Origin of the sequence: Serratia sp. L9, from assembly GCF_050632285.1 — a bacterium.
Classification (GTDB): Bacteria; Pseudomonadota; Gammaproteobacteria; order Enterobacterales; family Enterobacteriaceae; genus Chania.
On record NZ_CP192591.1, the window covers coordinates 1,900,501 to 1,926,905 of the forward strand.

At 54.6% G+C, this 26,405-nt stretch carries 20 protein-coding genes, 5 pseudogenes and 1 riboswitch; of the genes and pseudogenes, 14 read left to right on the top strand and 11 right to left on the bottom strand.

Annotation, left to right across the window (positions count from 1 at the left end):
• Nucleotides 1-136: 136 nt before the first annotated feature.
• Nucleotides 137-1,885 carry a DNA primase gene (dnaG, locus tag ACQ86O_RS09070; RefSeq protein ID WP_431224957.1) on the bottom strand — a complete coding sequence of 583 codons (1,749 nt, stop codon included), beginning with the start codon at nucleotides 1,883-1,885 and terminating at the stop codon, nucleotides 137-139.
• A 134-nt stretch (nucleotides 1,886-2,019) separates the two neighbouring features.
• Nucleotides 2,020-2,235 carry a 30S ribosomal protein S21 gene (gene rpsU / locus ACQ86O_RS09075; protein ID WP_001144069.1) on the bottom strand — a complete coding sequence of 72 codons (216 nt, stop codon included), beginning with the start codon at nucleotides 2,233-2,235 and terminating at the stop codon, nucleotides 2,020-2,022.
• A 324-nt stretch (nucleotides 2,236-2,559) separates the two neighbouring features.
• Here rpsU and tsaD point away from each other — a divergent pair.
• Nucleotides 2,560-3,572, top strand: a pseudogene (gene tsaD, locus ACQ86O_RS09080) (tRNA (adenosine(37)-N6)-threonylcarbamoyltransferase complex transferase subunit TsaD).
• A gap of 14 nt (nucleotides 3,573-3,586) precedes the next feature.
• Here the strand turns inward: tsaD and plsY are convergent.
• Nucleotides 3,587-4,225 carry a glycerol-3-phosphate 1-O-acyltransferase PlsY gene (plsY, locus tag ACQ86O_RS09085; RefSeq protein WP_431224958.1) on the bottom strand — a complete coding sequence of 213 codons (639 nt, stop codon included), beginning with the start codon at nucleotides 4,223-4,225 and terminating at the stop codon, nucleotides 3,587-3,589.
• A gap of 107 nt (nucleotides 4,226-4,332) precedes the next feature.
• Between plsY and folB the strand changes: the two genes are divergently transcribed.
• Nucleotides 4,333-4,692, top strand: a complete 360-nt coding sequence (folB, locus tag ACQ86O_RS09090; RefSeq protein ID WP_431224959.1) for a bifunctional dihydroneopterin aldolase/7,8-dihydroneopterin epimerase — start codon at nucleotides 4,333-4,335, stop codon at nucleotides 4,690-4,692.
• Between the two features lie 132 nt (nucleotides 4,693-4,824).
• Entirely contained in the window at nucleotides 4,825-5,649 is an 825-nt protein-coding gene (gene bacA / locus ACQ86O_RS09095) for an undecaprenyl-diphosphate phosphatase (RefSeq protein WP_431224960.1), read from the top strand.
• Between the two features lie 36 nt (nucleotides 5,650-5,685).
• On the opposite strand, the gene ACQ86O_RS09100 is transcribed toward bacA, so the two are convergent.
• Together ACQ86O_RS09100 and ACQ86O_RS09105 are read right to left on the bottom strand one after the other, a co-directional pair.
• Nucleotides 5,686-6,921, bottom strand: coding sequence for a multifunctional CCA addition/repair protein (locus tag ACQ86O_RS09100; protein WP_431224961.1), 1,236 nt, complete (start codon nucleotides 6,919-6,921; stop codon nucleotides 5,686-5,688).
• 117 nt (nucleotides 6,922-7,038) lie between these two features.
• Nucleotides 7,039-7,655 (bottom strand): annotated as a pseudogene (locus ACQ86O_RS09105) (TIGR04211 family SH3 domain-containing protein).
• Between the two features lie 278 nt (nucleotides 7,656-7,933).
• On the opposite strand from ACQ86O_RS09105, the gene ACQ86O_RS09110 reads away from it, so the two are divergent.
• The 4 genes and pseudogenes from ACQ86O_RS09110 to yjeH all read left to right on the top strand — a co-directional run bounded on the left by ACQ86O_RS09110 (nucleotide 7,934) and on the right by yjeH (nucleotide 14,935).
• The gene (locus ACQ86O_RS09110; protein WP_431224962.1) at nucleotides 7,934-9,241 is read left to right on the top strand and encodes a CYTH domain-containing protein; all 1,308 of its coding nucleotides are present in this window, start codon (nucleotides 7,934-7,936) and stop codon (nucleotides 9,239-9,241) included.
• Between the two features lie 48 nt (nucleotides 9,242-9,289).
• A pseudogene (gene glnE / locus ACQ86O_RS09115) lies at nucleotides 9,290-12,126 on the top strand (bifunctional [glutamate--ammonia ligase]-adenylyl-L-tyrosine phosphorylase/[glutamate--ammonia-ligase] adenylyltransferase).
• A 90-nt stretch (nucleotides 12,127-12,216) separates the two neighbouring features.
• Complete coding sequence (hldE, locus tag ACQ86O_RS09120) at nucleotides 12,217-13,647, top strand: bifunctional D-glycero-beta-D-manno-heptose-7-phosphate kinase/D-glycero-beta-D-manno-heptose 1-phosphate adenylyltransferase HldE (protein ID WP_431224963.1); 1,431 nt, start codon at nucleotides 12,217-12,219, stop codon at nucleotides 13,645-13,647.
• Nucleotides 13,648-13,682: 35 nt separating this feature from the next.
• Nucleotides 13,683-14,935, top strand: a pseudogene (gene yjeH / locus ACQ86O_RS09125) (L-methionine/branched-chain amino acid transporter).
• A gap of 30 nt (nucleotides 14,936-14,965) precedes the next feature.
• Here the strand turns inward: yjeH and ubiK are convergent.
• Nucleotides 14,966-15,223 (bottom strand): ubiquinone biosynthesis accessory factor UbiK, encoded by a 258-nt coding sequence (gene ubiK, locus ACQ86O_RS09130; RefSeq protein WP_431225688.1) that lies wholly within the window; start codon nucleotides 15,221-15,223, stop codon nucleotides 14,966-14,968.
• Between the two features lie 165 nt (nucleotides 15,224-15,388).
• A riboswitch (FMN riboswitch) is annotated at nucleotides 15,389-15,547 on the top strand.
• A gap of 111 nt (nucleotides 15,548-15,658) precedes the next feature.
• Between ubiK and ribB the strand changes: the two genes are divergently transcribed.
• Nucleotides 15,659-16,312 (top strand): 3,4-dihydroxy-2-butanone-4-phosphate synthase, encoded by a 654-nt coding sequence (ribB, locus tag ACQ86O_RS09135; RefSeq protein ID WP_431224964.1) that lies wholly within the window; start codon nucleotides 15,659-15,661, stop codon nucleotides 16,310-16,312.
• A gap of 59 nt (nucleotides 16,313-16,371) precedes the next feature.
• Here the strand turns inward: ribB and zupT are convergent, their stop codons facing one another.
• Nucleotides 16,372-17,139: a zinc transporter ZupT gene (zupT, locus tag ACQ86O_RS09140; RefSeq protein WP_431224965.1), complete on the bottom strand. Its 768-nt coding sequence runs from the start codon at nucleotides 17,137-17,139 to the stop codon at nucleotides 16,372-16,374.
• A gap of 210 nt (nucleotides 17,140-17,349) precedes the next feature.
• On the opposite strand from zupT, the gene ygiD reads away from it, so the two are divergent.
• Nucleotides 17,350-18,132, top strand: a complete 783-nt coding sequence (gene ygiD / locus ACQ86O_RS09145; protein ID WP_431224966.1) for a 4,5-DOPA dioxygenase extradiol — start codon at nucleotides 17,350-17,352, stop codon at nucleotides 18,130-18,132.
• A gap of 28 nt (nucleotides 18,133-18,160) precedes the next feature.
• On the opposite strand, the gene ACQ86O_RS09150 is transcribed toward ygiD, so the two are convergent.
• Nucleotides 18,161-19,171, bottom strand: coding sequence for a LacI family DNA-binding transcriptional regulator (locus tag ACQ86O_RS09150; RefSeq protein ID WP_431224967.1), 1,011 nt, complete (start codon nucleotides 19,169-19,171; stop codon nucleotides 18,161-18,163).
• Nucleotides 19,172-19,388: 217 nt separating this feature from the next.
• Between ACQ86O_RS09150 and ACQ86O_RS09155 the strand changes: the two genes are divergently transcribed.
• The 5 genes and pseudogenes from ACQ86O_RS09155 to ACQ86O_RS09175 all read left to right on the top strand — a co-directional run bounded on the left by ACQ86O_RS09155 (nucleotide 19,389) and on the right by ACQ86O_RS09175 (nucleotide 23,732).
• A complete protein-coding gene (locus ACQ86O_RS09155; protein ID WP_431224968.1) occupies nucleotides 19,389-21,155 on the top strand; it encodes a class I mannose-6-phosphate isomerase in 1,767 nt (588 codons plus the stop codon).
• Between the two features lie 3 nt (nucleotides 21,156-21,158).
• Entirely contained in the window at nucleotides 21,159-21,587 is a 429-nt protein-coding gene (locus tag ACQ86O_RS09160; RefSeq protein WP_431224969.1) for a PTS sugar transporter subunit IIA, read from the top strand.
• 10 nt (nucleotides 21,588-21,597) lie between these two features.
• Nucleotides 21,598-22,101, top strand: a complete 504-nt coding sequence (locus ACQ86O_RS09165) for a PTS system mannose/fructose/N-acetylgalactosamine-transporter subunit IIB (RefSeq protein ID WP_431224970.1) — start codon at nucleotides 21,598-21,600, stop codon at nucleotides 22,099-22,101.
• Nucleotides 22,102-22,113: 12 nt separating this feature from the next.
• A complete protein-coding gene (locus ACQ86O_RS09170; RefSeq protein ID WP_431224971.1) occupies nucleotides 22,114-22,914 on the top strand; it encodes a PTS mannose/fructose/sorbose/N-acetylgalactosamine transporter subunit IIC in 801 nt (266 codons plus the stop codon).
• A pseudogene (locus ACQ86O_RS09175) lies at nucleotides 22,914-23,732 on the top strand (PTS system mannose/fructose/sorbose family transporter subunit IID). The gene ACQ86O_RS09170 and the pseudogene ACQ86O_RS09175 overlap by 1 nt, the downstream one beginning before the upstream one ends.
• A gap of 49 nt (nucleotides 23,733-23,781) precedes the next feature.
• On the opposite strand, the gene ACQ86O_RS09180 reads toward ACQ86O_RS09175, so the two are convergent.
• From ACQ86O_RS09180 to ACQ86O_RS09190, 3 genes are all read right to left on the bottom strand, one after another.
• Nucleotides 23,782-24,564, bottom strand: a complete 783-nt coding sequence (locus ACQ86O_RS09180) for a glucose-6-phosphate isomerase family protein (RefSeq protein WP_431224972.1) — start codon at nucleotides 24,562-24,564, stop codon at nucleotides 23,782-23,784.
• Nucleotides 24,557-25,120: a glucose-6-phosphate isomerase family protein gene (locus tag ACQ86O_RS09185; RefSeq protein ID WP_431224973.1), complete on the bottom strand. Its 564-nt coding sequence runs from the start codon at nucleotides 25,118-25,120 to the stop codon at nucleotides 24,557-24,559. Before ACQ86O_RS09185 ends, ACQ86O_RS09180 begins: the two co-directional genes overlap by 8 nt.
• Before the next feature lie 124 nt (nucleotides 25,121-25,244).
• Entirely contained in the window at nucleotides 25,245-26,405 is a 1,161-nt protein-coding gene (locus tag ACQ86O_RS09190; RefSeq protein ID WP_431224974.1) for a glutathionylspermidine synthase family protein, read from the bottom strand.

Below are 26,405 nucleotides of genomic sequence, written 5' to 3' on the forward strand. Positions count from 1 at the left end.
GAGTATTTGGGTTGGTGTCGGTCGGCGAAACCGCCAACAATAGCATTTGGGGCGTTTTATTGTTGCCGCGGCCCACTGTAGCGGCATATTGCAGGGCTTTGCCCTAGCATTTATCGGCACTTAAGCCGTTTGGTATTCAGTTTTTCTTCGCTAACACCTGGTTCAGTGAACGGACTTCTTCACGTTCCTCAGGGCTTAAGCCTTGTGTTCTGGCCTGGGCGATCAATGTTTCCAGCCGTTGCTCCAGAACCGAGTCATACAGGCTGGCTAACGTATCTAAAAAGGTCTGTTCGACCATGTCCTCAACGATCATATGGTTCCATGTCGCCAAGGTTTCAAGCTGTTGGCTGAATTTGTTATCACGGTACACTTCCAGCAACTGGCCGGTTGTCAAACCGGGCTGTGCCAGGCAGGTCTGTACCAGCTCAACAAATAGCGGTAAACCTGCCTGTTTGGTTTGCTCAAGCCCTTCCAGTGAAGGGATAAGCGTCGCCAAATGCGGGTTCTGTACCAGTAATCCTATCAGTATACGCATGGTTGTGCGTTTTAGCTGGGGGGCCTGATAAGTATTCGCATTTTCAGCCTGTTTGGGCATTAACTTGTCGAGCTGGCTGTCATCCAGCAGGCCCAACTTGCTGCCCAACTGTTGGCGCAGATACAGACGCAACGTTTCGCCCGGTACCTGAGTGATCAACGGCAATGCAAGCGTACTTAGTTTGGCACGACCATCCAGACTGCTCAAATCGACCTGTGGCATCAACGTTTCAAACAGGAAAGTGGAAAGCGGCTGCGCCAGCTCCATTCGCTGTTCAAAGGCGTCTTTGCCTTCTTTACGGACCAAGGTGTCCGGGTCTTCGCCGTCTGGCAAAAACATAAACCGCAACTGACGCCCGTCGTTCAGGTAAGGCAGTGCGGTTTCCAGAGCGCGCCAGGCAGCCTCTCGGCCAGCCCTGTCGCCGTCATAACAGCAGATAACGTTATCGGTGGCGCGGAACAGCAACTGAATATGTTCAGCTGTTGTCGAGGTTCCGAGTGAGGCAACGGCATAATCAATGCCGTATTGCGCTAACGCCACCACGTCCATATAGCCTTCCACCACCAGCAGACGCTGCAGGGTTGGATGGCTCTGCTGTGCTTCATACAGGCCGTACAACTGACGGCCTTTGTGGAATACTTCGGTTTCCGGTGAGTTCAGGTATTTTGGCATACCGTCACCCAGCACCCGGCCACCAAAGGCGATGACCCGCCCGCGCTTGTCACGGATGGGGAACATCACACGTTCGCGGAAGCGATCGTAGGTGCGCCCTTTATCGTTAGTCACCAACATCCCGGCATCGTTCAATGCTTCCCGGCTACCGGTATCACGGCCAAAACGCTTTAAAGCGTTATCCCAACCGGCAGGTGCAAAGCCGATGGCAAAATGGCGGATCACATCGTCACTCAACCCACGTTGTTGCAGATAATTACGTGCTTGCGCACCGTTGGATTGATGCAAAGACTGTTGATAGAAAGCACTAAGCTGTTCCATCAGTTGATAGAGGCTTTGGCGCTGATGGCGTTCAATTTGCGTCGGTCCGGTACCTGCTTCGTAAGGCACTTCCAGCCCGTGCATGGTGGCCAGTTCCTCGATGGTTTCGACAAACTCGAGTCTGTCGTAATTCATCAGGAAGTCGACGGCGTTACCGTGCGCTCCACAACCAAAACAGTGATAAAACTGCTTTTCGCCATTAACGGTGAATGAAGGTGTTTTTTCGTGGTGGAACGGACAGCACGCGTGAAAGTTCTTGCCTTGCTTTTTGAGCTTTACCCGGGCATCGATCAGATCGACGATGTCGGTACGAGCCAGCAAGTCATTGATAAATACACGCGGAATTCGTCCAGCCATAAGCCCCTAGTCGACTGCTATAAACGAGAACAAGCCGCGCATTCCTTTCGGAAAGCACGGCCTTCGTATGCAACTACTCGGTCTGCGTGTTCTTGGAAAAGAAAAAATCACGCGGTGGGGTTACCCCCGAAGGATTAATACAGACGAGTGCGGCGTGCGTTTTCGCGAGCCAGTTTCTTGGCGTGACGTTTCACAGCAGAAGCTTTAGCGCGTTTACGTTCAGTAGTCGGTTTTTCATAGAACTCACGACGACGAACTTCAGCTAAAACACCTGCTTTCTCGCAGGAACGCTTGAAACGACGCAGAGCAACGTCAAATGGCTCGTTTTCACGTACTTTAATTACCGGCATGTGCCTCTCACCTCAATAGAATTCGGTTTGCTGCTGGCCAAGCGCCAGCCTTTTCAAAATGGTGCGGAATTTTACTTCAATGGATGCTGCTTTGTAAAGCACCATAGCAAATTGAAACATGCCGCGTTCCGGCAAACTCGCGCATTTATGCATAGGCGGGAGATTATAGACTAATCAGGAAAAATTGCTCGTTTTTAATCACCCGGCAGGCAACGTTGTGAATCATTGACATAGCGTATGTGGGCTGTTTGAGTGCAGCAGGCAGGCGGTAAATAGCTGCGATTGTGATAAACTGGCGGCCGTACGTGGATGATGGGAACTGTAATGCGAGTACTGGGTATAGAAACGTCCTGCGATGAAACCGGAATTGCAGTGTATGACGATCAGTCCGGTTTATTAGCCAACCAACTCTACAGCCAGGTGAAACTGCATGCCGATTACGGCGGCGTGGTGCCGGAGCTGGCTTCCCGTGATCATGTGCGTAAAACCGTGCCGCTGATCCAGGCCGCACTGAAAGAAGCGAATCTGACGGCAGCCGATATCGACGGCGTAGCTTATACAGCAGGCCCTGGCCTGGTGGGGGCGCTGTTGGTCGGAGCAACGATTGGCCGTGCGCTGGCGTTCGCCTGGAACGTGCCTGCGGTGCCGGTGCATCACATGGAAGGCCATTTATTGGCTCCGATGCTGGAAGACAACCCCCGGCATTTCCGTTTGTCGCGCTGTTGGTGTCTGGCGGCCATACCCAACTCATCAGTGTGACCGGTATTGGTGAATATACCTTGCTGGGCGAGTCGATAGATGACGCTGCGGGCGAGGCTTTCGACAAAACGGCCAAGCTGTTAGGGCTGGATTACCCTGGTGGGCCGATGCTGTCCAAAATGGCACAGCAAGGCACGGCGGGGCGTTTCACCTTCCCACGCCCGATGACCGACCGGCCTGGGTTGGATTTCAGCTTCTCCGGTCTGAAAACCTTTGCCGCTAATACCATCCGTTCCAGCGGTAATGATGATCAGACCCGTGCCGACATCGCCCGAGCCTTTGAGGAGGCGGTGGTGGACACGCTGGCCATCAAATGTAAGCGTGCGCTGGAACAGACCGGGTTCAAACGCCTGGTGATGGCCGGTGGCGTCAGCGCCAACCGAACGTTGCGTAGCAAGATGGCAGAGATGATGAAAAAACGCGGTGGTGAAGTGTTCTACGCCCGGCCGGAATTCTGCACCGATAACGGCGCGATGATTGCCTATGCAGGCATGATACGGCTGAAAAATGGCGGCAATCCGGAGTTGAGCGTTTCTGTACGCCCGCGCTGGCCATTGGCAGAGCTGCCAGCGGTATAAACTTCAGGGCCAGATTACTCTTCTTTATTCTCTTCCGGTTCTGTCGTATCCGCTTTCTTCTTGCGGAACTTACCCCAGATTTTCCCTTCCTGCCCACGCCACAGGCGCTGGATATTGTCGTGATGACGCATCAGGATCAGGCAGGAGAGCATGGCCACCGGGAAGGTGAATTGCGGTTTGAACCACCAGACATAGAACGGTGCAATCAACGCACTGACAATTGCCCCGAGCGAAGAATAGCCGCTCAGCAGCACGGTCAGCAGCCAGGTACCGGTCATCAGGCCGGTAAGATCCCAGCCTATCGGGGCAATGGCACCGAACGCCGTCGCCACACCTTTCCCGCCTCGGAAGTGGAAGAACACCGGGTAGATATGCCCCAGGCAGGCGGCGATCGCCGTCAGGCCAAGGTACAGCGGCGGGACATTAAATTCATAGGCCAGCCAGACGGGTAACATCCCTTTCAGAACATCGAACACCAATACCGTTGCCGCCGCTAAACGGCCACCGATACGCAGGACGTTAGTCGCCCCTGGATTTCCCGATCCATGTTCACGCGGATCCGGTAGCCTGGCGATCCGGCAAACCAGGATCGCACTGGAAATTGAGCCACACAGATACGCGAAGATAATCATGCCAAGCGCGGTAGCACTCATAACGCGGTTCCGTTTAATAATGGTCGTTTTACTCGTAACATCTATGGATAATACGCATATTCCGCCGGAAGTGGTATCTGGCAAGGCCAAAAACTGAGAATGACGTGATGGATATCGTATTTATTGAAGAGCTTACCGTGATCACTACCATTGGCGTTTATGATTGGGAACAAACCATTCAGCAGAAGCTGGTGTTCGATATCGAAATGGCGTGGGACAACCGCAAAGCGGCAGCCAGCGACGATGTGAATGATTGCCTGAGCTATGCTGATATCAGTGATGCGGTTATCCAGCACGTGCAACCTAACCGCTTCGCGTTGGTGGAGCGTGTCGCAGAGGAGGTTTCTGAAATTTTACTCCAGCGCTTTAAATCTCCCTGGGTACGTATTAAGGTCAGCAAGCCAGGTGCGGTCGCGCAGGCAAACTGTGTTGGGGTGATTATTGAACGCGGTACACGCCCAGCTTGATCAGGTTGTCATTTCTATGCAACTAAATATCGTTATTCTGGTCTGTAACTAGAACTGTTTTAGCGGCAATGTATTGAGCACTGCCGCTTTTTTGTGTTTGTAGCCTTAAATTTGACATGGGGTAGTGGGCTGATGGCGGACATGCATTCATTGTTTGTGGCATTTGTTCTTGGGGTAGTCGAAGGGCTGACTGAGTTCCTTCCGGTTTCGTCCACTGGGCACATGATTATCGTAGGGGAATGGCTGGGTTTTACCGGTGACAAAGCGAAAACCTTTGAGGTAATTATTCAGCTAGGCTCGATTCTGGCGGTAGTTGTGGTGTTCTGGCGGCGCCTGTTTGGCCTGATCGGCATTCACTTTGGTGGCAAACCGGTTCCGCATGAAGGCCAGACCTCAGGGCAACTGAAGTTGGGCCATATCTTGCTGGCGATGATCCCGGCGGTGGTTCTGGGGCTGGTATTCCACGATGTCATAAAATCGTTATTCGAGCCTAAGAATGTGATGTACGCGTTGGTGGTCGGGGGCTTCCTGCTGTTGGCTGCCGAATGGCTGAAACCGAAAAATCCACGTGCAGTGGGGCTGGATGACATCACTTATCGTCAGGCATTTTTGATCGGTTGCTTCCAGTGTCTGGCGCTGTGGCCGGGCTTTTCCCGTTCCGGGTCCACCATTTCGGGCGGTATGCTGGTCGGCGTGAGCCGCTACGCGGCTTCGGAGTTCTCTTTCATCTTGGCGGTGCCAATGATGATCGGGGCCAGCGGTCTGGATCTTTATAAGAGTCTGCACTTCCTGACGCTGAATGATTTACCGATGTTTGCCGTCGGCTTCCTCACCGCTTTCGTGGTAGCGCTGATCGCCATCAAGACTTTCCTGCAGCTTATCAAGCGTATTTCGTTTGTGCCGTTTGCCATCTACCGCTTTATCGTTGCGGCTGTGGTTTACATGGTATTTATGTAAGCGAATGCTCAATGAACCCCGCATCGCGGGGTTTTTTTAGGCCTGAGGATCCTGCTGTTTCTTCCATTCGGCCAGCGCCTGCTGACGACGGCGTTTAACCTCATCGCGTATCGCCAACCCCTGCAGACCACTTTCCACCACTTCTTTGACCGAAACCTTATTCGCTACCTGGTAGGCTTGGCGCAAGTAATCCCCTTGTGGATAGGGGTTATTTTCAAAACCGGTACGCCCACGGGCATCGGCTTCGCTGGTCAGGATCATCTGCTCCAGCCGCTGTGGTTTACGCCACACGTCGATAGCATCAAACAGCTTCAGCAGGGTTTCCGGGCGCAGCTTCGAGACCGTGTGGATCAGGTCGTGATATTCGGCCACCAGTTTTGCCAACTCACGCACCGGATTTGGCACGCGTAGCCTTTGGCATAATGCTTCGACCAGCTTGACGCCAGCCGGGCCATGGCCGTAGTGGTGAGGCCAAAGTTCTTTTGGCGTCAACCCCTTGCCGAGATCGTGGCATAAGGCTGAAAAGCGAATATCCACTTCTGGGCTTAGCTGCGTGGCGATCTCCAGCGTCATCAGGGTATGTACACCGGTATCGATCTCCGGGTGCCATTTTTCCGGGGCCGGCACGCCAAACAGAGCATCAATCTCCGGGAACAGCACTTTCAACGCACCGCAGTCACGCAATACCTGAAAATAAACCTGTGGGCTTTGGCTCTGTAGCGCTTTTTCTGTCTCTTTCCAGACTCGCTCTGCCGTCAAGGTTGCCAACTCACCACTTTCTGCCATTTGCTGCATCAGTGCGCTGGTCTCTGGGGCCACGGTAAATCCCTGGGGAGCAAAACGGGCGGCAAAGCGTGCAACGCGCAATACTCGCAGAGGGTCTTCACCAAAGGCATCGGAGACATGCCGCAGAATGCGTGCATCGAGATCGGCCTTGCCGTTATAAGGATCAACCAATTTCCCGTCATCGCTTCGTGCCATGGCGTTGATAGTCAGATCCCGGCGCAGCAGGTCTTCTTCCAAGGTTACGTCCGGTGCTGCATAGCAGGTAAAACCGGTGTAACCCTGGCCAGATTTGCGTTCGGTGCGGGCCAGAGCATACTCTTCATGAGTTTGTGGGTTGAGGAAGACCGGGAAGTCTTTACCCACCTGCTGATAGCCAAGAGCCAGGAGATCGTCTGGCGTTGCACCAACCACCACCCAGTCGTGATCAAACACCGGTAAATTAAGCAGGTTGTCACGGACGGCGCCGCCGACCAGGTAAATTTGCAAGGTTTAGCTCCTGAGTGCGTATTGATAGCTGTTCTTATCAGACTACATGAATTAACCGTTGGTTGCTGAAGCCAATAAAAATGGCGCCTGCAGGCGCCAAAATTGTGAACATTGAGATCAGTTCATCCAGCGGTTATTTTTACGGCGTGGGATCAGGTGCGGCAGCAACAGGCCGAGCAGCAAACCGACACCGGCAACGCCACCGCCGTACATGAACCATTGCAGGATAATGGTGCGTTGTTTGTCGTCGAGTTGCAGATTAACGGCGTTGACCTTTTTTGCGCCACAACCAGCTGATTTTTCAGATCCTGGTTTTCCTGCTGCAGGCCGCTGATGGTGCTGTCGCTGGCGGCCACTTTCTGCTGCATTTCGGCGGTGCGCTGGTTCCAGCTGTTGTCGATATTGGCCAGCTTGTCGGTCAGGGTTTTCACCTGTTGTTCCAACTCTGGCACCTGGGTGCGCAGGCTTGGCGTCTGGCTCAACTGGTCCAGTGGGATCCAGACAGTGCGCCCTTTAGCGTCACGGATCTGACCATAGTTGGTACTGTCATTCACGCTCAACAGCATGACTTCTTCACCGGCGTTAAGGGTGCCGACAATACGGTATTGGTTACCTGGGCCGCTATGGACATAAGTATTTAATTCATCGGAGATATAGCGTTTATCTTCGGCATGTGCGCCCCAAGTGATGCTAAAACTTAGCACTGCGAGGCAAATCAGGCGTATTTTCTGCATTAGTTCATCGTTTCTGTGTGAATTTATGGAACGATAGTAGAGCGTTCAGTCTGACGGCGCAACGCTAAAACCGGAATGAGAACTATCTTACTGTGGCCGATTCTGTGAGTTGCACTGCATTCTATTACGTAACAGGTTTTTTCTGCAGTCATCAGAGTCAAGGCAGGGGGAATCGGGGTAAGATACCGTCACTGTGCGCCGTCGAGCTGAGCACGGCTGGCTGACTCTGCCGTCGTGAAGACTCACGCGAATGCCTAACTTATTGGTGTAAAAGAATTATGAGCGTTGAAATAGAACTTAAATTTATTGTTTCCCCTGAAGCGGTAGCCACACTTCCAGCGCGGTTTAGCGCTTGGCCCAATCAGCATTCAGCTGCGCAGAAGCTGACCAACATCTACTATGAAACTGCCGACAACTTCCTGCGCAGTCATGATATGGGCCTGCGTATCCGCGGTTATGATGATAGTTACGAGATGACCATCAAAACCGCCGGTTCGGTGGTGGGGGGCTTGCACCAGCGCCCTGAATATAACGTCGCTATCAGCAAACCCGCGCTGGCCCTGAAAAAGTTCCCGGCTGATATCTGGCCTGAAGGCTGCAAACTGGCACAATTGCAAAAGGCGTTACAACCGCTGTTCCGCACCGATTTCGTGCGTGAAAAGTGGGTGGTCACTTACGGTAAGAGCGAGATTGAGATTGGGTTCGATCAAGGTGAAGTCCGTGCGGGGGAATTGGCCGAAGCGTTATGCGAACTTGAGCTGGAACTGAAGCAGGGTGAAACCAGTGATTTGCTGGCTTTGGCCACCGCGCTGGCGGAACAGGGCGGTCTGCGTCAGGGCAGTCTCAGTAAGGCGGCGCGGGGTTACCACTTGGCACAGGGCAATGTGGGGCGGGAATCATGCCCATTAACGGTACTGAAACCTGCGCCTAAGTCTACTGTAGAGCAGGGTATGGTTGCCGCGTTTGAACTGGGGCTGAGCCACTGGCAGTATCATGAAGAGCTGTGGCTGCGTGGTGACAAGCAGGCGCGCCATACGGTGATGGAGGCGATTGCCCTGATCCGCCAGGCATTGGTGATCTTTGGTGGTTTGGTGCCCCGTAAGGCGAGTAGCGAATTGCGGGCACGCCTGACGGCGTTGGAACCTTTGCTGGTAGATAAAACCACTGAGCCCGAGGTGCTTTGTTACAGCGCAGCGTACCTGCAATGTAAGTTGGCGCTCACATCGTGGCTAATCACCGGGGCATGGCGGCCATTTATCGATGCTAAATCACAGGCCAAGCTGGACGGTTCTTTCAAGCGTTTCAGTGACATCATGCTGGGCCGTAGCGCTGCAGAGTTGAAAGAGGCCTTTACACGCAGCCTGAATGAAGATGAATATCAGGAGCAGTTGCCACGGCTGACGCGCCAGGTGCTGTCGTTTATTCTGCTTGCGGGTGCCTACCCGGATAGCGAAACCGGGCCATACATTGAAAGCTGGCGCGAACTGCAATCGGCCGTCGCCGAGCGCCGCCAGGGTTGGTATGAGGCCAGCCGTAAACAGGCTCTTACCCACGCGCCATTCTGGTTAAACGGCGCGGTTCGTTAATCACAACCGGCCTGCCGGGCTGCAGGCCACAGAACGGGTCATTCAACTATGTTGCCACTCTCTGCTGCGTTACAGCTTCAGGCACAGAATATCGTGCAGCGTTTTCAGGAAACTCAGGGTACCGGGATGACGCTCAGCGCTGCAGAGCAAAGCGTTTTGGCCTCGAGTGATTTCGTCGGTGACATGCTGTTTGCTCACCCTGAATGGTTGCTCAGGTTACGCGAGCAGCCGCCGGTAGCCGATGAGTGGCAGCATTATGCCGCCTGGTTACAGGACTCACTTGAAGAAGTGCATGATGAAACGCAGTTGATGCGGGAGCTGCGCCTGTTCCGCCGCGAAAGCCTGGTGCGGATTGCCTGGGCCCAGGCTCTGCAACTCTGTACCACGGCGGAAACGTTGCAACAATTGAGCGCATTGGCGGAAATACTGATCGTCAGCGCCCGGGACTGGCTATACCAAACCTGTTGCCGTGAATGGGGCACGCCCTGTAATGCCATTGGCGTGCCGCAACCTTTGCTGATCCTGGGGATGGGCAAGCTTGGGGGCGGCGAACTCAACTTCTCTTCTGATATCGATCTGATCTTCGCCTATCCGGAAAATGGCCATACCCAAGGCGGGCGGCGTGAACTGGATAACGCCCAGTTCTTTACCCGGTTGGGGCAACGTCTGATTAAAGCGTTGGATCAACAAACCATCGACGGCTTTGTCTACCGCGTAGACATGCGCCTGCGGCCTTTTGGCGATAGCGGCCCATTGGTCATGAGCTTTGCCGCGCTGGAGGATTATTACCAGGAGCAGGGCCGTGATTGGGAGCGCTATGCGATGGTGAAGGCGCGCCTGATGGGGGATTCTGAAGATCCTTACAGCCAGGAGTTGCGCAAAATGCTGCGGCCTTTTGTCTTCCGCCGCTATATCGACTTCAGCGTGATCCAGTCACTGCGTAATATGAAAGGCATGATTGCCCGTGAGGTGCGGCGGCGCGGGCTGAAAGACAATATCAAGCTGGGTGCCGGTGGCATCCGGGAAATTGAATTTATTACCCAGGTATTCCAACTGATCCGTGGTGGGCGGGAGCCGAGCCTGCAAGGGCGTTCACTGTTGCCAACGCTGCAGGCAGTCGGGGAGCTGGGGTTGCTGACATCGCAACAGGTCGCCGAGTTGAGCAAGAGTTATCTGTTCCTGCGCCGACTGGAGAATCTGCTGCAGGCGATTGCCGACCAGCAGACGCAAACATTGCCACAGGACGAGTTGGATCAGGCGCGCTTAGCTTGGGGCATGGATCAGCCGGACTGGCCGTCGCTAATGGCGGAATTGGAAGAATATATGCGGCAGGTCAGGGCGGTATTTGATGATCTGATCGGCGACGATAGCCCCGATGTAGGCGAAGATCCCAACTATCAACATTTCCACAGCCTGTGGCAGGATGCGCTGGAAGAGAACGAACTGGCTCCTTTGGCACCACACCTGGACGAGGAAGCGCGGCGGCAGATGTTGCGCACTATTGCCGAATTCCGCCGCGATGTAGACAAACGCACCATTGGCCCGCGTGGCCGGGATGTGCTGGATCAACTGATGCCACGGCTATTGGCTGAAGTGTGTCCGCGCAATGATGCGGCCACGGCACTGGTTCGCCTTACCCAATTACTGTTGAGCATCGTCAGCCGCACTACCTACCTCGAGCTTCTGGTGGAATATCATGCTGCTCTCAGCCACCTGATCCGTCTTTGCGCCGCATCACCAATGGTCACCAGCCAATTGGCGCGTTATCCGCTGTTGCTCGATGAATTGTTGGATACGGCAACGCTTTACCAACCCGTGGCACCAGAAGCCTATCGCAGCGAACTGCGTCAATACCGCCTGCGGGTGCCGGAAGATGATGAAGAGCAGCAACTGGAAGCGTTGAGGCAGTTCAAGCAGGCTCAGCACCTGCGTATTGCGGCCGCAGATATCGCCGAAGCACTGCCGGTGATGAAAGTGAGCGATCACTTAACCTATCTGGCAGAGGCGATTATTGACGCGGTAGTGCAACAGGCCTGGAAAGACATGGTGGCGCGCTATGGCCAGCCAACCCATCTGCATGAGCGGGAAGGGCGCGGTTTTGCCGTGATTGGCTATGGCAAACTTGGGGGTGGGAACTGGGTTACAGTTCGGATCTCGATCTGGTGTTTCTGCTGGATTGCCCACCAGAGGTGATGACCGATGGCGAGCGTTGCATTGATGGCCGCCAATTCTACCTCCGTTTAGCGCAGCGGGTGATGCATTTGTTCAGCACCCGGACCTCTTCCGGCATTCTCTACGAAGTAGACGCCCGCCTGCGCCCTTCCGGTGCTGCCGGGATGTTGGTCAGCACCGTCGAGGCCTTTGCCGATTACCAGCATAACGAGGCCTGGACCTGGGAACATCAGGCTCTTGTACGGGCGCGTATCGTGTATGGCGATCCGGAATTACATCAGAAGTTTGATGTGATCCGCCGCGAAATCTTGTGCAAACCGCGGGAGGCAGAAAAGTTGCAACAGGAAGTGCGCGAGATGCGCGAAAAAATGCGCAATCACCTGGGCAACAAGCAGCGTGATCTGTTTGATATCAAAGCTGACGAAGGTGGCATCACCGACATCGAATTTATCGCCCAATACCTGGTCTTAGGTTACGCCGGGAGTGAACCGCGTCTGACGCGTTGGTCGGATAATGTGCGTATCTTCGAACTGATGGCTAATTACGATATTATGCCAGACGAAGAGGCGCGTGCGTTGACCAAGGCTTATGTCACCATGCGTGATGAAATCCATCATCTGGCACTGCAAGAACATTCAGGCAAAGTCAGCAGTGAGCTGTTTGCCGTTGAGCGTGAGCAGGTGCGTGCCAGCTGGAAAAAATGGCTGGGTTAAGCCGCGTGGATGTGCAGTTTTTACGGGTATTGCGGGCTTCTATGCTAATATCTGCCGAATTTATTTTTATGACTTGTTTGGAGTTATCGGATGAAAGTTACACTGCCTGATTTTCGCCGCGCCGGTGTGTTGGTGGTTGGTGACGTCATGTTGGATCGCTATTGGTATGGGCCGACCAGCCGTATTTCACCGGAAGCTCCGGTGCCGGTGGTCAAGGTTGAGACCATCGAAGAGCGTCCCGGTGGTGCGGCTAACGTCGCGATGAATATCGCTTCACTCGGGGCCAATTCGCGTCTGGTGGGGTTGACGGGTATCGACGATGCGGCGCGTGCGTTGAGCGCCAAGCTCAATGAAGTCAATGTTCGCTGTGATTTTGTCTCGGTGCCAACGCACCCAACCATCACCAAACTACGCGTGCTTTCACGCAACCAGCAACTGATCCGTCTCGACTTCGAAGAAGGCTTCTCCAATGTTGATCCGCAGCCGATTATGGAGCGGATCCAGCAGGCGCTGCCACAGATTGGTGCGCTGGTGCTGTCGGATTACGCCAAAGGTGCGTTGAGCAAAGTGCAAGGTATGATCGCCCTGGCCCGTGCGGCCAAGGTCCCAGTACTGATCGACCCGAAAGGCACGGATTTTGAACGCTATCGCGGTGCAACGCTGTTAACGCCAAACCTGTCTGAATTTGAAGCGGTAGTTGGCCACTGCAGGAATGAAGAAGAGTTGGTAGAGCGTGGGATGAAAGTGGTAGCTGATTATGCGCTTTCTGCATTGCTGATCACCCGTTCTGAACACGGAATGACACTGTTGCAACTGGGCCGCGCGCCGTTGCATTTGCCCACCCAGGCACAGGAAGTATTCGACGTAACCGGTGCTGGTGATACGGTTATTGGCGTGCTGGCTGCCGCTTTGGCCGCTGGTAATACACTGGAAGAGTCCTGCTTCCTGGCTAATGCCGCCGCAGGTGTGGTCGTAGGCAAGCTGGGGACGTCAACCGTATCGCCAATCGAGCTGGAAAACGCTATTCGTGGCCGTGCAGAAACCGGTTTTGGCGTGATGACGGAAGCCGCATTGAAAAAGGCCGTGGCGCAGGCGCGCCAGCGCGGCGAGAAAGTAGTGATGACCAACGGCATCTTCGATATTCTGCATGCGGGCCATGTCTCCTACCTGGCTAATGCCCGCAAATTGGGCGATCGCCTGATTGTCGCGGTGAACAGTGATGCTTCCACCAAGCGCCTGAAAGGGGAAACCCGCCCGATCAACCCGTTGGAAAACCGTATGATCGTGCTGGGTGCTCTGGAAGCTGTCGATTGGGTGGTGCCGTTTGAAGAAGATACGCCACAGCGCCTGATTGCCGATATCCTGCCGGATCTGTTAGTGAAAGGCGGTGACTATCAACCGCATGAGATCGCTGGCAGTGCCGAAGTCTGGGCCAACGGCGGTGATGTGCGGGTGCTGAACTTTGAAGATGGGCTGTCGACAAGCAACATCATTAAAGTTATCAAAGACGGGCGCAGTTAACGCCAGCTAAAAAATACAAGAATAGGATGGTTTCGGTGAGTGGACTTCGGCAGGAGCTGAGTTTGGCGCAGGGCGTTGGGTTATTGTCCACCTCACTGTTGGGTACCGGGGTGTTTGCCGTTCCGGCTTTGGCCGCACTGGTTGCAGGAAGCGACAGCCTCTGGGCCTGGCCGATACTGATTGTACTGGTTTTCCCCATCGCCATTGCTTTTGCGGCCTTAGGGCGTCATTTCCCCAGCGCCGGTGGGGCTGCGCACTTTGTTGGCCTGGCCTTCGGGCCACGTATGGCAAGAGTTACCGCCTGGCTGTTTCTTTCGGTGATCCCCGTTGGGCTACCCGCCGCCTTACAAATCGCTGCCGGTTTCTGGCAAGCCGCCTTCGGCTGGGATGCCAACGGATTGCTGGTGGTGCAGATCGCCACTTTGATGGTGATTTGGCTGCTTGGCACGCGCAGTGCCGGGTCCAGCGCCAACATCCAGACCCTTATCGCCCTTCTGGTGGTGGCTTTGGTGGTGGCGATCTGGTGGCGTGGGGGATCACTCCGGCTCAGATCCCTTGGCCTGCGGTCCACGATATTTCTCCTCCGAATATGTTCCACGCCTTGGCGGTAATGTTCTGGTGTTTTGTCGGGCTGGAGGCTTTTGCTCATCTGGCCACCGAATTTCGCAATCCTGAGCGGGATTTCCCGCGTGCGCTGATGCTGGGGTTGCTGGTGGCTGGCGCGGTCTATTGGGGCTGCACCGTTGCAGTGCTGCACTTCCATGCTTATAGCGAGCATCAGGCCGCTGCTGCTTCCCTGCCGGGGATTGTGGTGCAGCTGTTTGGCGAACATGCGCTGTGGGTTGCCTGCATCATCGGTTATCTGGCCTGTTTTGCCAGCGTTAATATCTACACCCAGAGCTTTGCCCGGCTGGTTTGGTCACAGGCGCAGGGAAAGCCAGCGAGTGCGTTGGCCAGACTCTCCGCCGGGCAGGTGCCGGTCAATGCTTTGAGTGCAGTGGTAGGCAGTTGCCTGATCTTCACCTTGCTGATCTATACACTGAAGCTACCGCTCGATACGCTGCTGGTCTATGCCAATGGCATTTTTGTACTGATTTATCTGATGTGTATGCTGGCGGGGTGCCGGATACTGCTGGGGCGTTCGCGGTTGATGGCGATCATCGGTTCGGCGCTGTGTTTATTGCTGCTGGTTATTATTGGCTGGAAAAGTCTGTATGCGTTGGCAATGCTGGCGCTGATCTGGCTGGTGCTGCCACGTAAATCGGAGCCCGTAGTCAAACAACAGTAAGGGCGCGTTGCCACGCCCATTGCGGCAAACTTATTCGTCTTCCGATTTGGCTACCGGGGTCGTATGCAACTTGCCTTCCAGCTCGGTTAGACGCTGTTCCAGCAATGCCAGCTTTTCACGGGTGCGTAACAGCACCTGAGTCTGCACATCGAATTCTTCGCGGTTAACCAGATCCAAACGGGTCAGTTGCGCCTGCAGCACCTGACGGATTTTCTTCTCAACGTCTTCCCCGAATTCCCGCACGCCTTTAGGCATGGATTCTTGTACCTGGCGTGCGATCTGTTCAATTTTTTCGGGTCAATCATGGCGTTTACCTTTCTGATATTTGGTGGCTGGCGCCTAGTGTAATGCGAGTTGCTCGCCGGATAAACTATTACCGGTGTTTGTGGCGTGAACCCTCATTACGCGACAAGGTCGCTTGAAACACAAAAGCGATGGGGTTATAGTCGATGTGCTTATTCTCAGGGCGGGGTGCAAGTCCCCACCGGCGGTAAATCACCTTTTACGGTGAAAGCCCGCGAGCGCTCAACCCCTCTCTGGAGAGGTTAGAGGTCAGCAGATCCGGTGTAATTCCGGGGCCGACGGTTATAGTCCGGATGGGAGAGAGTAACGACACCTGTCGGGCTTATGCCCCGCTTGCGTTATTTTTTTGGCTATTGTTATAGTCACTCCTCAAGTTAGCCCTGGTTCTGGTAATCCATAATTTTAATGAGGTTTTTTACCATGAATCAGACTCTACTTTCAGATTTCGGCACGCCGGTAGAACGCGTTGAACGCGCTCTTGATGCATTGCGCAATGGGCGCGGTGTGATGGTGCTTGATGATGAAAACCGTGAAAACGAAGGTGACATGATCTTCGCCGCAGAAACCATGACCGTTGAACAGATGGCGCTGACCATCCGCCACGGTAGCGGCATTGTATGCCTGTGCATCACCGAGGACCGCCGCCAGCAGCTTGAGCTGCCGATGATGGTCACCCACAACTCCAGCCAGTTCCAGACAGCCTTTACCGTAACTATCGAAGCGGCACAGGGCGTGACGACCGGCGTATCGGCTGGCGATCGCCTGACCACCATCCGCGCTGCCATTGCAGACAGTGCCAAGCCGAGCGATCTGAACCGCCCAGGCCATGTCTTCCCGTTGCGTGCTCAGCCGGGTGGCGTATTAAACCGCCGCGGTCACACCGAAGCGACTATCGATCTGGTTTCTATGGCCGGTTTCAAACCTGCTGGCGTATTGTGTGAACTGACCAACGACGATGGCAGTATGGCGCATGCGCCGGAAGTGATCACTTTCGCCAAACAGCATGACATGGTGGTATTGACCATCGAAGATCTGGTGGCTTATCGCCAGTCGCAGGAAAAGAAGGCCAGCTAATTGGCTGATAGATATGAAAAAGCCGCTTATAAAGCGGCTTTTTTACACCTTGTGATTATTTAGCCGATGCCACCGCTTTGCAGTAACGTCAGGCTGAACCCCATCACGGCCATACCGCAGAGCACGCCATAGCTTGGGTTATTGTGCGGGTCGATCTCTTTGGCCAATGGCATTAACTCATCCACCGAAAGTGCAACCATAATCCCGGCTACAGCAGCCATAATCGATGCCATCACCACCGGTGAAATCATCGGGCCCAGCAACAAGAAGGCCAACACGCCGCCGAGGATTTCTGCCAACCCTGAGATGCCAGACCACAGCAACGCTTTGGTTTTGGAGCCTGTGGCGGCATAAACCGGCCCGGCTACCGCCAGCCCTTCCGGAATATTGTGAATAGCGACAGCTAACGCAATACCCATCCCCAGTTCCAGATCGGCACTGGCAGTAACAAAGGTGGCGATCCCTTCCGGGAAATTGTGCAGGCTGATGCCGAGTGTCAACAAGACGGCGGTGCGTTTCAGGTTATGGGGCTTGATGGGTTTTTGCACCAGATCCTGCGGGTGCTGGTGCGGCAACATGCGGTCCAGGGCAAAGTAGCCTAACAGACCGATCATGAACATACCGTAACCCAGCATTGGCGACATGCCGACGGTATGTAGCGCGGCTGGCAGCATTTCCATCAGTGAAATCAATAGCATAATCCCTGCGGCAAAACCGAGGGCAAACGCCAGCAGGCGGTTAGAAGGCTTCTGGCCGATAATGCCGAACAACGCGCCGACAAAGGTGGCGCCACCGGCTAATAACGTCAGGATCAGCGGTACTGACATGCATTCTCCTTTATATATGCGCATGAAAATCACTTATTTTTTGATACTAACAGAGTAAAGGTATAAATCGAGTGGATTTGGCTGATTGTTTCAATCGATTCAGCCGTTCAAATTTCTTGAAGATCATCATCAGGGTTATCCGGCTGCCTTGGCAGAGTAAAGCGCGTATTCTGATCCACAGAATGATGACTTGCTAACCAAGGATAATTTATGACCACCTCTCGTATGCCTGCACTTTTTCTTGGCCACGGTAGCCCGATGAACGTGCTGGAAGAAAACCGTTATACCCAGGCATGGCGTGCGCTGGGTGAGCAATTACCTCGGCCCAGGGCGATCGTTGCCGTGTCTGCCCACTGGTACACTCGGGGTACCGCAGTGACGGCGATGGAGCATCCGAAAACCATCCACGATTTTGGCGGGTTCCCGCAGGCGCTGTTTGATACCCAGTACCCGGCACCGGGTTCGCCCGCATTGGCGGCAGAGCTGCAAAGCCTGCTGGCGCCGATCCAGGTGATCGCCGATACCAGCGAATGGGGCCTGGATCATGGCAGTTGGGGGGTATTGATCAAGATGTATCCGGATGCCGATATCCCAGTCGTGCAACTCAGTATCGATGGCACTCAGCCAGCGGAATACCATTATCAACTTGGCCGCAAGCTGGCAGCGCTGCGTGATAAAGGGATTATGCTCGTAGCCAGCGGTAACGTGGTGCATAACCTGCGTATGGTGAAATGGCAGGGTGACACCAGCCCTTATCCTTGGGCGGAGTCGTTCAACCAGTACGTGCGTGACAACCTGAATTATCAGGGGCAGCAGCATCCACTGGTGAACTTTATGCAACATGAAGGGGCCGCATTATCGAACCCGACACCGGAACATTATCTGCCTTTGTTGTATGTACTGGGTGGATGGGATGGAAAAGAGGCGATTTCGATCCCGATCGATGGCATCGAAATGGGGGCACTGAGTATGCTTTCGGTTCAGGTAGGTTGATTTCAGGGGGCTGCGGCCCCCTTGTTATTTACAGCTCGTAACCGCAGGATTCACGGATCACCAGTGAGGGGGGCAGGATGATACGCTTTGGTGGTTCATCGTTGCCTTGAATGCGGCTGTACAACAATTCCCCGGCCTTGCGGCCAATCTCGCGTGAGGCGACCGAAACCGTGGTCAGCCCCGGTTGCACCAGCGAGGCCTCGGTAATATCGTCAAATCCAATCAGCGCAAACTCGCGACCAATCTGGCGGTTGAGCTTACGCAGTGTCTGCATTACACCGAGTGCAACAATGTCCTGATAGCATAAAGCCGCCGTGATCTCCGGGTGCTCGGTAAACAGCTGTTCAGCGACCTTGGCCCCAGAGCTTTGGCTTGCCTCGCTGCAGACTATCCATTCCCCGTTAACCTGAATTCCTTTCTCCAGCAGCTTGCTGGTATAGCCACCAAGGCGTTGAGCGCGGGCGGTGGAACTGACTGAACCACCAATAAAAGCGATATGCCGGTGGCCCAGGTCCAACAGGTGTTGAGTGGCAAGCTGGGTGCCTAGAAAGTTATCGGTACCGACAAAATCAAAATGGGCATCCGCCACCGGGCGAACCACCATAATCGCCGGGATCTTGCGGCGTTTGAGTGTTTCAAAGAACAGCGGCGGCGTTTGGCGTGCGGCGCACAACACCATCCCGCTGGAATTGTTCTGTAAGAGCGAATCGACAAATTTCTGCTGCCTGGGGGCTGATTCTTCGCTGTTGGCTAAAAACAGCATCAACTGGTGGCGCTCCATTTCCTGGCTCAGCCCGGCAGTCATTTCCGCATAAAAGGGATTGGTGATGTCATGTAACAGCAGACCGACCTGGTTGCTGCTGCGATTGCGCAGGTTCGCCGCCGTCTGGTTATAGACATAGCCTAACTCATCGATGGCGCTCAGCACGCGTTTGCGGGTTTCATCCGAGATGCGGCCACGGTTACGCAGTACCATAGATACCGTGGCGGTAGATACTTTCGCCTGTGCGGCGACATCGGCCAGCGTGATAGTGCTCATTTCATATCCTGTTGTAAGGTCTGAGTCTGCTTCTAAGGTATAACGATTAACCTTTAATTCAAAAGTGGCCAAAATAAATTGTGAATCAACTCACAATAATCTGGGTTTCAGCCTGCTTAATTGTCGTTGTTTGAGGTTAATCCCGTTAACCAACCTGTTTAAGTGTAGGTTAATCGATTAATCTTTAGTTATGTTTTCAGTCTATAGGCGGAAGATCATGTCCGAGCAACAGTGCAAAGCAAATTACGACAAATACCCGGAATTGGTGGTGCAGGGCTTCGACCGCGCCGCCTGGCAAGGTTGGCCAGCCGTGGTGCAGGCACTCAGCAGCCATATCGCTGCGCAGGGATTGGCTAAAACCGTGCTGGTGGTGGATTGCTACCACGGCGTGAGTCTGGCGGAGTTGACGTCGCAGCTGGTTGAGCCTTTGCAGCCCGTGCGGGCGCTGAATGCCGAGCAGGCCAAATTTGATGAAAGCCATATCCACGCGATGATTGAACGCAACCTGACGGACGACCGGGTTTTTGGCGTGTTGTCCTGCCATGAAATGCCCGAGTTCTTTGATGCCGAGCAAATAAAACAACTGCAGGCGAACATTGCCGCCGTCGAAAGTGGGTTAGTGGTGGTATACGGCCCGGGAGCGGCATTAATTGCCGAGGGCGATGTGCGGGTCTATGCCGATCTGGCGCGTTGGGAGATCCAGCAGCGTTTCCGCCGTGGCGAGTTGGGTAACTGGGGCGTCGCCAATGCCGATGAAGATGTGCTGCGCCGCTATAAGCGTGCGTTCTTTGTGGAATGGCGGGTTTTCGATCGCCACAAAACTCCTCTGTTGCGGCATGCCGATTTTGTACTGGATACCAATCAAGCCGGTGCGCCCAGGCTGGTGTCTGGTGAGGCGTTCCATGCGGGTTTACAGCAGGCGACCCAACAACCATTCCGCGTAGTGCCTTTCTTCGATCCCGGCGTGTGGGGTGGCCAGTGGATGAAACAACGGTTCGATCTCGACCCGGCGGCAGCCAACTATGCATGGTGTTTTGACTGCGTGCCCGAGGAAAACAGCCTGCTAATGCGGTTTGGTGACGTCCGGGTCGAGATCCCCTCACAGGATTTGGTGCTGCTGTACCCACGCCCGCTGCTGGGCGAACGGGTGCACGCCCGCTTCGGTGCTGAATTCCCGATCCGCTTTGATTTCCTGGATACCGTCGGCGGGCAAAATCTCAGTTTCCAGGTTCATCCGATTACGGAATATATCCAGCAGCATTTCGGTATGCATTACACCCAGGATGAAAGTTACTACATTCTGGCGGCTGAGCCGGAGGCCAAGGTTTACCTGGGGGTGAAAACCGGCACCGATCCGCAGATGATGATGGCCGATCTGGCTGCAGCCCAGCGAGGTGAAAAAGCTTTTGATGATCAGCGGTTTGTAAACCAGTTCCCGGCGCATAAACACGATCACTTCCTGATCCCGGCGGGGACAGTGCACTGTTCTGGCGACGGCGCAATGGTGCTCGAAATCAGCGCCACGCCTTACATCTTCACCTTCAAACTGTGGGATTGGGGCCGCCTGGGGCTGGATGGTTTGCCGCGTCCGGTGCATCTGGAACACGGGGAACAGGTGATCGACTGGCAACGAGACACTGCCTGGGTGCAACAACACCTGGTTAACTGCATCGAACCGGTGGCAGAAGGCCAGGGCTGGCGGGAAGAGCGTACCGGTCTGCATGAACGTGAATTTATCGAAACCCGGCGTCATTGGTTCAGCGAGCCAGTGCTGCATGATACCGAAGGGCGGGTAAACGTACTGAATCTGGTCGAAGGGGAAGAGGCGATAGTCGAAAGCCCCGAGGGGCATTTTGCGCCGTTTATCGTGCATTACGCCGAAACCTTTATCGTTCCGGCGGCGGTAGGGACTTACCGGATCAGCCCTTATGGCTGCAGCCAGGGCAAAACCCTCGGCACCATCAAAGCCTGGGTAAGGGGATAAGTGATGTTGAAAGTGATTGTGATCTCGCATGGGCCGATGGCGGAGGCGCTGATGGCGAGCGCCCGCATGGTTTACGGCGAGTTGCCGCATACCAGCCACGTCAGTCTGAGTGAAACCGGCGGTATTGAAGCCTTCAAACAGGATTTTGCCCACGAGCTGCAACGGGTGAGCGGCGGAGCTGATGGCGTGTTGGTGCTATGCGATTTGCTGTGTGGTACGCCCTATAACGTGGCTTGCCGCCATGCTTTTGATCCGGATAACGCTATTCCGATGGCGGTAGTTACCGGCGTGAACTTCCCCATGCTGCTGATGAGTGCCGACTTGTTGGAAGGCACAGATGTGGAACGGGCCGCACAGGAACTGGTGGCGCAAACCGGTGAGACTATTGTCGTTGCCCAACCGGCATCAACGGCGCAACAGGACGATTTCTAAGGAGAAACCAATGACGATTTCATTTGTACGTATTGACGATCGGGTGATCCACGGTCAGTTGGTTACCCGCTGGGCCAAAGAGTTACCCTGCGACGGCATTGTGGCGATCGACGATGAGGTAGCGGCGGATCCGCTCTTGTCCTCAGTGATGAAAGGAGCGGTGCAGGACACCAAAGTGTGGTTGTTCACCGTGGCTCAGGCGATAGAAAAGTTGCCTAAGGTGATCGCCAGTGACAAGCAATACTTCGTGATCGGCAAATCGCCAGTCACGCTGCGCCGGTTGCTGGAGGCCGGGATCGATTTAAAAAACCGCAATCAAAAGATCAACGTCGGGCCAATGTCTGCACGGGCTGAGACCTTGACCATTGGGCCCAATCAATCGGTGAACCACGAAGAAACAGCTGCTTTTGACTTTCTCAGTGAGCGTGGGCACGCGATCGAATTTCGTTTGGTACCAGACGCCAGCCACTTCAGTTGGCTGGATGCAAAAAGAAACTCAAACAGGTCTGACTGACAGGAGTTAACTATGTGGTTTGAAGCGACGCTCATCGGGATATTCTGCTATCTCGGCGCGCTGAGCAGCCCTTGGCTGCTGGGGCTGACCGGAGGCTGGTATATTCTCAGCCGCCCGTTGGTTTCCGGTATGCTGGTGGGGGCTATCCTCGGCGATGTACAGACCGGTATCATCATCGGTGTTGCGGTCCAGGCGGTGTATATCGCTATGGTAACACCGGGCGGATCGATGCCGGCCGACCTCAATTTTGTCGCCTTTCCGGCGATTGCGCTGGGGATCCTTTCCGGTAAGGGACCGGAGGTGGCGGTAGCGCTGGCGGCGACTATCGGCATCATGGGCACCGTGCTGTTCAACGCCATGATGGTGCTCAATTCCTATTGGAACCACCGTGCCGACGTGGCGGTGGAGCAGGGAGATGAACGGGGGATCTACCTTAATAGCGCCATCTGGCCGCAGGTGACCAACTTCCTGCTGCGTTTTGTGCCAACCTTTATCGCCGTATTCTTCGGTGCTCGCTATATCAATGCCTTTATGGACAGCCTGCCGGCCCTGGTTCTGACCACCATGAACGTGGTTGGCGGCATTCTGCCAGCGGTGGGTATTGCCATTCTTCTCAAACAGATCATTAAAAACTACAGCATGCTGATTTACTTCCTGGTGGGGTTTATCTGCATTGTTTTCCTCAAGCTGAATATGGTGGCGCTGGTGATCGTCGGCGCGCTGCTGGCCCTGATTCACTACAACTACAAGCCGGAACCGCAGGTGGTAAGTGCGCATACTGCACCCCAGGCTGATGATGAGGATGAATTCTGATGGATACGCCAACACCAAAATTAAACAAGCAGGATCTGCGCCGCTGCTGGCGCGCCTGGATGATGTATAACCTGTCATCAATGAGCTTTGAGCGTCTGGAGTCTTATGGTTTCTGCCTGAGTATGATGCCTGCGCTGAAGAAGCTGTATCAGGATAAGCAACAACGGATTGAAGCGATCCGTCGCCACACCTCGTTTTACAATACCGAGCCTCAATTGGGCGCGATCGTCAACGGCATGGTGATTGGGCTGGAAGAGAAACGCGCCAACGGTGAGCCGATCGACGGTGAAACCATCAACACCTTAAAGGTGGGCCTGATGGGGCCGGTGGCCGGTATCGGTGATTCCATGTTGCCGGGCATGTTGATCCCCATCCTGTTGAGTATCGGGATGGCGCTGGCCGCTGGGGGAGTGTGATCGGGCCGCTGTTTTATATTATCGCCTTCAGCCTGATCGTGATCCCTGGCTCATACTGGCTGTTTATGAAGGGCTACAACATGGGATCAGGCTCGGTGGAGATGCTGGTGAGCAGCAAATCTTCCCGCTTGCGAGAAGCGCTTTCCCTGCTCGGGGTGTTTGTGATGGGGCGTAGCCGCCAGCTACGTTAAGCTAGGGACCGGCTTGGAGTTTATCACTAAAGACGGAGTGAACATTCACCTGCAACAGATGCTGGATGGTATTTTCCCAAATCTGATGCCATTGATCGTGGTGCTGGCTACCTGGTATCTGATGGCGAAACGTGGGCTTTCACCGGTGAAAGCAATGCTTGGCCTGTTGCTGCTGGCCGCAGCCGGTGTGGCCTGTGGATTGTTCTCCTGATCCCCGTTTAATTCAATCGGGCGCAGCTTAACGTTGCGCCCATTTTCTTTCAGGGTTCAAACCTTTCCCATTTATCCGCCACGCTGCCCGGTTTGGAAATAAACTGGACGCGAGCAGGGTCTGATTCAAACTGCGAATATAGCGGCCGATCGCTCAAGCCAAATTCACCGTAGTGGCGTGGCCCGATGGCGTGCAACCTGCCCGATTGATAATTGGGGTTTTGCTGCCAGACAATCTCATTGCCCTGTAACAGCGGATACCACGCCAACCCTTTGTATTCACGCACCGCTTGGTACTCAAATCCGTATTCTCGATCGCACCAGGCGGCAAAGGTCAGCGGTTGATGGGGATCGGCAGAAATGGTGGCATGGGCCCAGCCTGGTGGGACCAGCACTTTTTCTCCCGGCCCGGCATGGACGGCAAAACAGCGGCCTGGATCGTGCTCGACCCGTTCCTGCATATAAATGATCGCCTTGCCCTGCCAGACTTCATAAAGCTCCGGGGGTGACCAGCCGCTGTGCTGGCTTATACGATGCACATGCCCTTGGCTGCGTATCGGTTCACGGCCGAGTTGGCCTTGAGCATAGGTCACAATGCCAAACAGCAGCATGCGTTTCTTTAGCTCAGCCAAGTGCTGCTGTTTGGCCACATCCATCACAATGGCGTAAACCTGTTCCGGGCCGGAGCACTCTGGATCGCGCAGCGAGGGGCGGATTTGATCCAAAGTGCGGATTTCTGGCACCGGCCCAATCACTTCGTCACCATAGCCAAAACCCATGGGCTCGCGGTTTACGCGCACATCAAGCCCAAATTGCAGCATGGAGTCACTCATATTGGGCCTCCGCTTTCCAACCGGTACCGTCGGCAAATACCCGTAGTTTGAAACCCAGCGGTTGCAATGCGCTGTAATCATGCCCGGCCACCGTTGGCCAGACTGCCAGCGCCGAGAGTACCTCATCGCTGGTATTGATCAGTCGATGGGCGGTAAAAGAGGGGATATGGTGCACACTGCCGGCAAACACCTGTTCGAGGGTGCAATCACCCTCCTGATGTTGCAACAGCAGCAAGCCGTTGCCGCGCAGCCCAAAGTAGAATTCGGCCTGTTCGCGGCGCTGGTGGAAGTGCCCACGAGTCATAAAGAATTCGTCACCCACCTTACCCGGTTGCAGATGCGTGGTGCCGACAAACAGCTCCCCTTCCTGCGCGCACGAAGGCAGCATTTCAACGTGATAAACGGCAGACTCCGCTGGCATTGCTTGCCACGCGAGGTGATCGGCAAAGATCCCCGCCAGGCTGCCAAGCAGGGTAGATTTGTGTTGTACATCAGGTGCGGTAAAGCTCCCATTCGCCAGGTTTACCTGCGGTGGGATAATGGAAGTCAGCTTCATATCTGGTTGCTCCGCCCGAGGAGAACAGACATACCGAGTATAAAAGGTTAATCGATTAATCACCAGCGGTGAGATATAAAAAAAGCGCGAAAAATTCGCGCCTTTTAACGCTTGGAGCTAACCATTAGCCAAGGATGATATGCGGGTAGAAACGTGACAGATCCTGGGTGATCAACTCGCGATCTTCTCGCAGGCCGATGCCACAAGGCTGATCGTTGACCAGCCAGCTACCGATCAAGGTATAACTGCCTTCAAACTGGGGTAACTGATGGAATTGCTGCACAATCATGCCTTCTTCGCCGTACGGGCCTTCAACACGTGCCACTTCCTGGCCGTTTTGCACGATCTGGATATTGGCACCTTCGCGCGAGAACAGTGGCTTGGTGACGTAGTGATCCATCTGCGGATGATCGTCTTGTGCAAAATAGGCTGGCAGCAGGTTCGGGTGGTCAGGGAACATCTCCCACAGCAGCGGCAGCAAGGCCTTGTTGGAGATAATGCTCTTCCAGGCCGGTTCCAGCCAGCGCACACCTGCGTCTTCCAGTTTGGTGGAAAACATCTCGCGCAGCATAAACTCCCACGGGTAGAGCTTGAACAGATTACCGATAACCTGATTTTGCAGGTCGGTAAATTGACCTTTCTCACCCAGACCGATCTCTTCCATAAACAGGAATTCGGTCGGCACCCCAGCTTCTAGCGCGCAATCTTGCAGATATTGCACCGTACCACGATCTTCTTCGCTGTCCTGGCAGCAGGCCAGATGCAGCAGACCAAAGCCGTGATTGGCTTGCAGCTCGGCGAAACGTTCGATTAGTTTTTCCTGCAAGCTGTTGTACTGATCGGACTCGGGGTCCAGCTTGCCAGCGCTGATCTGATCTTCCAGCCACAGCCATTGGAAGAAGGCGGCCTCATACAGCGAGGTTGGCGTATCCGCGTTGTTTTCCAACAGCTTGGGTGGGTTGATGCCGTCATAAGCCAGATCCAGACGCGAATACAGTGAAGGTTGATTGGTGCGCCAAGAGTTGCGAACGAACTCCCAAGTGTGTTTTGGGATACAGAATTTGGCCATCAGTTGATCGCTGTTGACCACCTTCTCCACCACTTGCAGGCACATTTGATGCAGTTCGCTGGTCGCTTCTTCGATCTCTTCGATCTGGGCTAGCGTGAACTGATAATAGGCATCCTCACACCAGTACGGCTCGCCGTACATGGTGTGGAATTGGAAACCGAATTCAGTGGCTTTTTCGCGCCAATCCGGGCGCTCGGTAATCGCAACGCGTTTCAT

Bases quoted from the DNA above. Each gene is read 5' to 3' on its own strand.
- dnaG (WP_431224957.1), bottom strand. From the start codon at position 1,885: ATGGCTGGACGAATTCCGCGTGTATTTATCAATGACTTGCTGGCTCGT.
- rpsU (WP_001144069.1), bottom strand. From the start codon at position 2,235: ATGCCGGTAATTAAAGTACGTGAAAACGAGCCATTTGACGTTGCTCTG.
- plsY (WP_431224958.1), bottom strand. From the start codon at position 4,225: ATGAGTGCTACCGCGCTTGGCATGATTATCTTCGCGTATCTGTGTGGC.
- folB (WP_431224959.1), top strand. From the start codon at position 4,333: ATGGATATCGTATTTATTGAAGAGCTTACCGTGATCACTACCATTGGC.
- bacA (WP_431224960.1), top strand. From the start codon at position 4,825: ATGGCGGACATGCATTCATTGTTTGTGGCATTTGTTCTTGGGGTAGTC.
- ACQ86O_RS09110 (WP_431224962.1), top strand. From the start codon at position 7,934: ATGAGCGTTGAAATAGAACTTAAATTTATTGTTTCCCCTGAAGCGGTA.
- hldE (WP_431224963.1), top strand. From the start codon at position 12,217: ATGAAAGTTACACTGCCTGATTTTCGCCGCGCCGGTGTGTTGGTGGTT.
- ribB (WP_431224964.1), top strand. From the start codon at position 15,659: ATGAATCAGACTCTACTTTCAGATTTCGGCACGCCGGTAGAACGCGTT.
- zupT (WP_431224965.1), bottom strand. From the start codon at position 17,139: ATGTCAGTACCGCTGATCCTGACGTTATTAGCCGGTGGCGCCACCTTT.
- ygiD (WP_431224966.1), top strand. From the start codon at position 17,350: ATGACCACCTCTCGTATGCCTGCACTTTTTCTTGGCCACGGTAGCCCG.
- ACQ86O_RS09150 (WP_431224967.1), bottom strand. From the start codon at position 19,171: ATGAGCACTATCACGCTGGCCGATGTCGCCGCACAGGCGAAAGTATCT.
- ACQ86O_RS09155 (WP_431224968.1), top strand. From the start codon at position 19,389: ATGTCCGAGCAACAGTGCAAAGCAAATTACGACAAATACCCGGAATTG.
- ACQ86O_RS09160 (WP_431224969.1), top strand. From the start codon at position 21,159: ATGTTGAAAGTGATTGTGATCTCGCATGGGCCGATGGCGGAGGCGCTG.
- ACQ86O_RS09165 (WP_431224970.1), top strand. From the start codon at position 21,598: ATGACGATTTCATTTGTACGTATTGACGATCGGGTGATCCACGGTCAG.
- ACQ86O_RS09170 (WP_431224971.1), top strand. From the start codon at position 22,114: ATGTGGTTTGAAGCGACGCTCATCGGGATATTCTGCTATCTCGGCGCG.
- ACQ86O_RS09180 (WP_431224972.1), bottom strand. From the start codon at position 24,564: ATGAGTGACTCCATGCTGCAATTTGGGCTTGATGTGCGCGTAAACCGC.
- ACQ86O_RS09185 (WP_431224973.1), bottom strand. From the start codon at position 25,120: ATGAAGCTGACTTCCATTATCCCACCGCAGGTAAACCTGGCGAATGGG.
- ACQ86O_RS09190 (WP_431224974.1), bottom strand. From the start codon at position 26,405: ATGAAACGCGTTGCGATTACCGAGCGCCCGGATTGGCGCGAAAAAGCC.